This is a genomic window from Micromonospora sp. URMC 105 (assembly GCF_051386295.1).
In the GTDB taxonomy this organism is placed as follows: Bacteria; Actinomycetota; Actinomycetes; order Mycobacteriales; family Micromonosporaceae; genus Micromonospora.
On the sequence record NZ_JBPQTL010000246.1, the window covers coordinates 1 to 264 of the forward strand.

Genomic DNA, 264 nt, shown 5'->3' on the forward strand with positions numbered 1-264 from the left:
GCTGCTGCGCGAGCGCCTCGGGCGTCTCGGGCTGGACCTCTACCCGGTGACGTCGGGCAGCTAGGGGATGCAGCTCTACGCCGCGCTCGGCGGCGACCTGACCAGCGCCCAGGTGCGCGACCTCGCCCAGCAGCTGGCGCAGGAGATGACCGCGGCCCATCCGGACCTCGTGCTGTGGAAGATGACCAAGACCCTGCGGCCGGGCAAGGTCTTCCTCGACTGGAGCCAGAACGTCGCGGCGAAGACGACGATCTGCCCCTACTC

General features: G+C 70.1%; 1 pseudogene. It reads left to right on the top strand.

Annotated elements, in window-relative coordinates:
* Positions 1-67: 67 nt before the first annotated feature.
* Positions 68-264 (top strand): annotated as a pseudogene (locus ACSNN7_RS29160) (non-homologous end-joining DNA ligase); the annotation flags it as partial.